The organism is Paenibacillus etheri, from assembly GCF_001012825.1.
GTDB lineage: Bacteria > Bacillota > Bacilli > Paenibacillales > Paenibacillaceae > Paenibacillus_AQ > Paenibacillus_AQ etheri.
The window spans coordinates 154,960-162,300 of record NZ_LCZJ02000023.1 but is presented as its reverse complement, the minus strand read 5'-3'; the positions used below and the strand labels follow the sequence as shown (position 1 = coordinate 162,300).

The window sequence follows — 7,341 nt, the reverse complement described above, 5'->3', positions numbered from 1 at the left end:
GTAAACGAGCCAGCGCTGTTATTCGCCCCAGATCACCCGGGAAGGGGATTGTTATTAGGGAATAAGTGCAATACGATCCGTCCCTAATATATGTGCTCATTTCATCGAAATAAAGCCATTCGGTCCGCAAGCGGAACCTTACTACGAAGATGTAAATGGATACGAGTATGGAATTACCTGTACTCAGCTTGTAACTCTACTTCCAAGGACGACGTCAGGCGTTCTTCTTGTTGAGTTGAGGCTTATTAGAACGAGTATAACAATTGTTCGCATGAAAAAAAACTTTTGTACGGTTTGGTTAGGCGTTTGTAATATGTTGCTGACAGGGTGCAGAGAATGATGGTGTAGCAGAATGAATTTATTTTGCGAAATAAGGGCTACTTAGTCCGAACGATCTGCGATGACGAGGAAGATTCATAGAAGGGAGAAGGATCGCCTTTTATAAGAATGCATTGCGGCAGTTTGATGTAAATCTACAGTTTTTTATGCTAAAATAGACGCAATTCTGCTTACCATACTTTTGCTTAGGCGGGATAAATCATAGTAGTGGTATTGGTGAAGGAGGCTGCGTAATGGGGATGATGTCCTGGCTGGTTGAGCAGCGGATTCAGGAGTCTATGCGTAATGGGGAATTTCGAGATTTACCTGGGCATGGTAAGCCGCTGGAGCTTGAGGATTTATCAGGTGTGCCAGAAGAATTGCGGATGTCTTTCAAAATCATGAAGAATTCCGGGCTGGTGCCCGAGGAAATATCTTTGCGTGCGGAATGTGTTACCCTCGAAGGGCTGCTTGCGGCCTGCCACAATAGCGGAGGACCTGAGAGTAGTGAAGGCAAGGCCCTTCGGGCAAAATTGTCTATGAAAAGACTACGGCTGCAAGAGTTGCTGCGTGAACGCGGCTTAGATATTAACCCTGCTTATATGCAATATAGTGTTCAAATACACGAACAGATGATTAGGGAAGAAGAATAAAACCAATTAAGTGCCCGTCATTTGGATATAAGGATAAATAGTGTAATATAAAAAGGCATCTCTTAGTCGATTTAGACGAAAGAGCTGCCTTTTTGCGTGCTGCGCATGATAAGTGTACTTTTATCTTACTTGCTTGAAAAATACCCATTCTGGATCGCCATCATCTAAATTCTCAATGATTCCACTTCTTACAAAGTCTAAAGAAAGACAGACCTGCTGCATGATCGTATTGGATTCATTGGTAGAGGTAAATAGCTTGGGCGTTGGAGAATGTTCTTCAATGTAACGCATAAGTGCACCAGCTATGCCAAGCCGTCTAAAATTAGGATTCACAATTACTAGCTGAATAAAACAGCATTCGAAAAAAGTGCTATCATAACAAGCAAAACCGACAGGCTCAGTGTTAATGGATGCTACAACACATTGCTCATTTAGAATATATTGTTCGATCTTAGGTTTACGAATTTCACTACCAATGACCATACCATCGATCTTGCTGAGCTTAGATAAATCTGAAATAGTGGCTTTAGTTACGAGCATCTTAGGAAGTCTCCTTTTTAAAAAATATATAAAAGTAGAAGTTTCACGCTATACATTATCCTTATGCATGAAATGGTAACATGGTATATATGGTTTGTCTTGATCTTTGAAGTTTTTTCGCACATGATGAATAAGGTTTAGACCACTTCAAAGGAAATCATAACATATTATTACAAACGATGGAGAGATACAATGAAACAGCTTCCAATTATACAGGTGCTTCCAGACCTGAAAAACATACTAAGTTCAACGCGAGCGGCCGTTCTGATCGCTGAACCCGGTGCGGGCAAAACAACAGGAACGCCTCCAGCATTTCTAGACGAGTCATGGATGGCTGGTAAAAGCATCCTTATGCTAGAGCCCAGAAGACTTGCTGCTAGATCTGCTGCAACCTACATGGCGTTCTGTCTTGGGGAAAGTGTTGGACAGACGGTAGGTTATCGCATGCGGAACGACACTAAGGTAGGTAAGAATACACGAATTGTTGTAGTGACAGAAGGTGTCTTAACAAGAATGCTTCAGAGCGATCCATCACTAGAGAATGTGGGTCTGATTATTTTTGATGAGTTCCATGAGCGTAGTCTGCATGCGGATCTGGGACTTGCTCTGGCGCTGGAAGCACAGGCTGTGCTGCGTGATGATCTTCGGATTCTGATTATGTCTGCTACTTTAGATAGCGAACGGGTCTCAGCATTATTGGGCGGTGCCCCGGTAATTGATTGTCCCGGACGAACCTATCCGGTAGAAACCGTCTATACCCCAACAACAGGGGATCTTCCGATTGAAAAATCGGCCACGGCAGCAGTGAGACGTGCGCTTGCTGAACAGACGGGAGATGTACTTGTATTTTTGCCGGGTGAACGGGAGATTCGCAGAACCCAAAATGAGTTGGAACATGGAAAACTGCCTGACGGGATAGTGCTTCGTCCTTTATACGGACAATTACCACAGGCTATGCAGGATGCTGCAGTGGCTCCATCCATAAACGGCGAACGTAAAGTCGTACTAGCGACCTCCATTGCGGAGACAAGCTTGACGATCGAAGGTGTGCGAACGGTAATTGATACAGGACTGCGTCGTACGCAGATCTTCTCACCGCGTACAGGACTGCCGAGTCTTACGACGGTTCCGGTATCGAAAGCCTCTGCCGATCAGCGGCGAGGGCGGGCTGGGCGGACAGCCCCGGGTATTTGCTATAGGCTGTGGAGTCAGGAAGAACATAATCGACTTCCGGATGACAATGTGCCGGAGATTATGGAGACGGATCTTGCGCAGCTCGCTTTGGAGCTGGCGCTGTGGGGCGTGCGCGATCCTGCCGCGCTAGCTTGGCTTGACGCGCCGCCGGCTGCGCCTTATGCGCAGGGCACCGCGCTGCTGCGCCAGCTCGGCGCGCTGGACGCCGACGGCGCCATCACGCCGCACGGCCGCAGCATGGCCGCGCTTGGCGCGCACCCGCGTGCCGCGCATATGCTGCTGCGCGCGGCAGAGCTTGGCGCAGCACCGCTTGCCTGCCGGCTGGCGGCGCTGCTGCAAGAGCGGGACCTTTTCAAGGGTCCCGCAGCACTGGATTGCGACCTCACGCTCCGCGTCGAGGCGCTGCTCCGGTTCGAGCGCTCCGCCGATACGGGCGGAGCGGACCCTGCGGCTCTGCGCGCGGTGGTGCGCGAGAGCCGCAATTTCCTGGCGCAGCTGCAAGCAGCGCCGGGCGGGACCGTGAACGACATCAGCCTCTGCGGGCTGCTGATGTCGTTCGCCTATCCCGACCGTATCGGCCAGAAACGCGGCGATGGCGCGTTTCTGCTCTCCGCCGGTCGCGGCGTGTCCATGCGGGAAGGGCAGCCGCTGGCCCGTTCCGCTTATATTGTGGCTGCTTCCGTTGACGATCGGGCCACACAAGGTGCGATCCTGCTGGCAGCAGAGCTAGAAGAAGGACAACTGCTTAAATATCATGCAGATCGCATCACTGAGGATTCTGACGTGTATTGGGATAAAGAAAGTCGAAGTGTGAAGAACCGCCGCCGAACGATGCTTGGCGCACTTGTCTTAAAAGAAACATCACATGAAAGACCCTCCGCAGAAGAAACAGCGAAAGTACTGCTAAGTGTAATCGCAGAAGATGGGATTGGTATCTTACCGTGGGAAAAGGGAACTCTGCAGCTTCGTGAGCGGCTAATGTTTATGCACGCATTACGTTCGGATTGGCCGGATGTCTCAGATGCCGCATTAATTGAGACACTAGATGAATGGCTATTACCATACATTCACGGAATGCGTAATTTGCGCGATCTTCAGCGGATTCCTTTAGCTCGAGCACTTGAGGGGTTGCTGGACTGGAATCAGCGACAGACTCTTGAGCAGGAAGCACCGACACATATAACGGTTCCTAGTGGTTCGCGTGTGCCTGTGGGCTATGCTAATCCAGCTGCTCCTGTCCTGGCTGTGCGTTTGCAAGAGATGTTTGGACAGTTAGACACGCCTAGAATCGGAGGGGGGAAGGTACCTGTTTTGCTTCATCTTTTGTCACCAGCTAGAAGACCGATGCAAGTGACTTCTGATCTCGCCAGCTTTTGGCGTGGTACTTATTTTGAGGTCAAAAAAGATCTAAAGGGACGTTACCCAAAACACTATTGGCCAGACGACCCCTTGCAAGCTATTCCGACCCATCGAACACGTCCCAAGAAATAATTATGGCTACTCGTGCACTTGTAATTGATCCTTAGATGTTTTGACTTCAGCTTACAGGGTAATTAACTAGCGAAGACAATTACTAAGGAGGGCTTCAAGTGACTAAAAAAATCGTAGGTATCTTTGAAACCGAACAAGAAGCAACCAGAGCAATTGAAGGACTTCAAAATCAAGGATTTAGTAATGATGAAATATCAGTGATCACACGAGATCGTGATGAGCTAAGACATATTTCGGATGATACAGGCACAAAAGCTCCCGAAGGTGTTGCAACAGGGGCAGCTACAGGAGGCGTATTAGGTGGTGTTACTGGACTGCTAGCAGGTATCGGAGCGCTCGCCATCCCTGGAATTGGTCCAATTCTGGCAGCGGGACCTATTGTGGCAACATTAACAGGTGTAGCTGTTGGTGCAGGTGCAGGCGGCTTAGTTGGCGGCTTGATCGGTCTTGGCATTCCTGAGGATGAGGCAAAAGAGTACGAAGGATACGTAGAAAGCGGCAAGATTCTAGTGCTTGTAGATGATAACGGACGCGGAGTTCAAGTGCATGATGTATTCCGTGGCAATCGTTCTCTGAATGCACAGCGTTACGAAGGAAGTTATAACGAGGACACTAGACTAGGGAATTCGATGGCTAATCGAGCAGACCGGACGGCTGAAGTCTACAACCGCGATAAAATCTAAAAATATTAATTGATCGACTTTTACTATAAACAATCCACTCAAGACTGCACCTCCTAGCGTAAAGCTATGAGGTGCAGTCTTTATTGTAAATGTGGTATCATATGGATAATAGTCCAAATTATTATTAGGGATTTAATAGGTAACGGAAAATGAACAATGACCCATAAGGAAGAAAATAGAGCATTTATTGAGAAGTGTGGAGCACAAGCGGTAATCGCGGATGTCTTCGATCGAGAGGCCATATTTGCGTCCATTCACAAAGCACAGCCAGAAGTGGTTATCCATCAGTTAACTTCACTAAGTCAGCGGAATTTCTCAGATAATTCTAGGATAAGAATAGAAGGAACAAGAAATATTGTGGATGCTTCCCTTGCAACTGGCGTGGAACAAATCATTGCACAAAGTATTTCTTAGGCTTATGAAGCTGGAGAGGAGCCAGCTACGGAAGTTCATTAGAAAAGGCAGTTGCTGAGATCCCTAATCATGTAATTCTGCGGTATGGAATGTTGTACGGCCAAGGGACTTGGTATGATACTAGTGGTTCAAGAGTGCTGAGAAGGATGGGAACGTGGAGCCTCCAATACGAAAGCTCGAATGGATTACGAATGGAGTCCACTGTACCCGTCATAAGAGGTCTGGGTTTGCTCGAAGATTGAATGTTCAGATCGAATGAATTCAGCTGTCGAAAGGAAGTGCACTATGGGTTTACTTCTTGTGATTTTGTTCTTTATTGGTTTAATTATGATGATTAGCAATCAATATGCGATGATCAAGAAAATGGACGAAATGAATGAGACGCTAAGTGAAATAAACAATAAACTTGGTTAGATAAAGTAGAAAAGGAGTGATGACATGGGAGTTATAAAAAATTTTTCTCTAGTGGTTGTTAGTTTAATCGCGGATCTATGGTTTGGAATTGTACGAAAACCTGAGTTCTATGATAATCACGCGGTTACTACAACAAAGAGAGGGTATGTCCTATTTGTAACCTTGGCAGCTATAATAGCTGTGGGAACTGCCTTATGGCTATGTTTCAGAATATATTAATGAGAAAGCTGCCAACAGGCAGTTTTTTTTATAGATTGGACGTCAGCTTGCTAGATGTTATGTTAATACTTACCAATGGTTAACATTTAAAACGTTGAAGCTGCCTCTTACTTTAGGAATAACTAAGACACATACAAAGGAAGGATTTCATGAATTCTCCCTCGGATCAAGTGAGCGGATGGGTGCCTGGGGTTATTTACAATCGAAAATTCTACGTAAGGATAGCCAGACATTTGAGGCTTTAGAACAGGCTCTTTAGCTTGCTGAGCTAGAGGGTTATATCCGTATCTTTCTTGACGAAGGCATGCCTCTCATCCGATTGCTGCAACGCTATTTATTGGATCAGAGAACAACAATTGCTGTAGTTTAGTAAATAATCATTATAAGTGTTTATTACCAATCATTTACTTTAAGAAGTGATATTATGGAAGATAGAAGATGAAGTAGCAGCGAGGAGGAATTGTACATGCAATTAATGGGATGGTCTGAGGATGAAATATCTTATGAGTTAAGTAATGATTATTCAATTCGTAAGGCTGAATCGGAAGAGTGGGGAGTGTATTGCTCCATTTATTATAATATTCAATATATTGGCTTTTTTAGAGAAGATGGGTTCAATTCTGCCCAAAAGAATGCTTTTTGGATCTATAAAGGGGAGTCTAAAATAGGTGGAGTAAGGATGTCGCCTAATCGGATCTATCATTTATTTGTTATTCCTCCGTATAACGATACATTTATGGTGCTGAAACTACTAAAAAAGCTTTTGATATATTGGTCTGATCGAACAGAGCCTATAAAAACTTTCGAGGTTCTGCCGGATCAAGTTCATTTATTTGCACGGGCAGGATTTTGGCCTGATGAGTTCAGATGTCGCTGGATGCAGCGTCCTACAGATCATTTCGAGGTGGAATGGAACGAAGAATTTACAATTGAAAGTCCACAGATCGAAGATGATGGAAAAGGAGCTAAACGCTTTATTCTTGAAGATCAGATCGCCGAATGTAGCTATGCTAGCTTTAATGGAAGTCTAGAGGCGACTAGAAGAAAAAAATTCTCTTATGAAGATTTTATTCCAAAGGACGAACCGAATTATACGAATGAAGCATTACTTACGGCGTCAACGCTTGTATATGATAGGAAATCGGGACAGTTAATTGCGAATTGTCTCTTGGGTTTACAAGGTGATTACGCAGCAGTTTACAGTATCGGTGTAATCCCTTCTTATAGAGGTAAAGGGATAGCGACGCTGATGTTGAAAAGAGGACTTCATCTCCTTAAAGATAAGTATCCATTCCTAAGATTATATGTCATGGAAGGTAATGACGCGGAGTCTGTTTATACCAATCTAGGATTTGTTCCAGGAGTACAAGAGATACAGAGCATGTATATTCCTGTAATGGATTAGCGAACAAATC

The 7,341-nt window shown here is 45.4% G+C and carries 7 protein-coding genes; 6 read left to right on the top strand and 1 reads right to left on the bottom strand.

Annotation, left to right across the window (positions count from 1 at the left end):
- Positions 1-572: 572 nt before the first annotated feature.
- Entirely contained in the window at positions 573-971 is a 399-nt protein-coding gene (locus UQ64_RS13990; RefSeq protein ID WP_060624068.1) for a DnaJ family domain-containing protein, read from the top strand.
- A 120-nt stretch (positions 972-1,091) separates the two neighbouring features.
- On the opposite strand, the gene UQ64_RS13985 is transcribed toward UQ64_RS13990, so the two are convergent.
- Entirely contained in the window at positions 1,092-1,511 is a 420-nt protein-coding gene (locus UQ64_RS13985; protein ID WP_060624067.1) for a GNAT family N-acetyltransferase, read from the bottom strand.
- A gap of 192 nt (positions 1,512-1,703) precedes the next feature.
- Between UQ64_RS13985 and hrpB the strand changes: the two genes are divergently transcribed.
- The 5 genes from hrpB (at position 1,704) to UQ64_RS13960 (ending at position 7,331) form a co-directional block, all read left to right on the top strand.
- Positions 1,704-4,196, top strand: a complete 2,493-nt coding sequence (hrpB, locus tag UQ64_RS13980; protein WP_060624066.1) for an ATP-dependent helicase HrpB — start codon at positions 1,704-1,706, stop codon at positions 4,194-4,196.
- 98 nt (positions 4,197-4,294) lie between these two features.
- Positions 4,295-4,879, top strand: a complete 585-nt coding sequence (locus UQ64_RS13975) for a general stress protein (RefSeq protein WP_060624065.1) — start codon at positions 4,295-4,297, stop codon at positions 4,877-4,879.
- A gap of 156 nt (positions 4,880-5,035) precedes the next feature.
- On the top strand, positions 5,036-5,293 hold the full coding sequence (locus UQ64_RS32125; RefSeq protein ID WP_060624064.1) for a polysaccharide biosynthesis protein: 258 nt from the start codon (positions 5,036-5,038) through the stop codon (positions 5,291-5,293).
- A 285-nt stretch (positions 5,294-5,578) separates the two neighbouring features.
- Complete coding sequence (locus tag UQ64_RS32565; RefSeq protein ID WP_280818195.1) at positions 5,579-5,707, top strand: hypothetical protein; 129 nt, start codon at positions 5,579-5,581, stop codon at positions 5,705-5,707.
- 685 nt (positions 5,708-6,392) lie between these two features.
- Positions 6,393-7,331: a GNAT family N-acetyltransferase gene (locus tag UQ64_RS13960; RefSeq protein ID WP_060624062.1), complete on the top strand. Its 939-nt coding sequence runs from the start codon at positions 6,393-6,395 to the stop codon at positions 7,329-7,331.
- The last annotated feature ends 10 nt before the right edge of the window (positions 7,332-7,341 follow it).

What these genes read in the sequence shown, in the direction of transcription:
- UQ64_RS13990 (WP_060624068.1), top strand. Translation starts at nt 573, where the DNA reads ATGGGGATGATGTCCTGGCTGGTTGAGCAGCGGATTCAGGAGTCTATG.
- UQ64_RS13985 (WP_060624067.1), bottom strand. Translation starts at nt 1,511, where the DNA reads ATGCTCGTAACTAAAGCCACTATTTCAGATTTATCTAAGCTCAGCAAG.
- hrpB (WP_060624066.1), top strand. Translation starts at nt 1,704, where the DNA reads ATGAAACAGCTTCCAATTATACAGGTGCTTCCAGACCTGAAAAACATA.
- UQ64_RS32125 (WP_060624064.1), top strand. Translation starts at nt 5,036, where the DNA reads ATGACCCATAAGGAAGAAAATAGAGCATTTATTGAGAAGTGTGGAGCA.
- UQ64_RS32565 (WP_280818195.1), top strand. Translation starts at nt 5,579, where the DNA reads ATGGGTTTACTTCTTGTGATTTTGTTCTTTATTGGTTTAATTATGATG.
- UQ64_RS13960 (WP_060624062.1), top strand. Translation starts at nt 6,393, where the DNA reads ATGCAATTAATGGGATGGTCTGAGGATGAAATATCTTATGAGTTAAGT.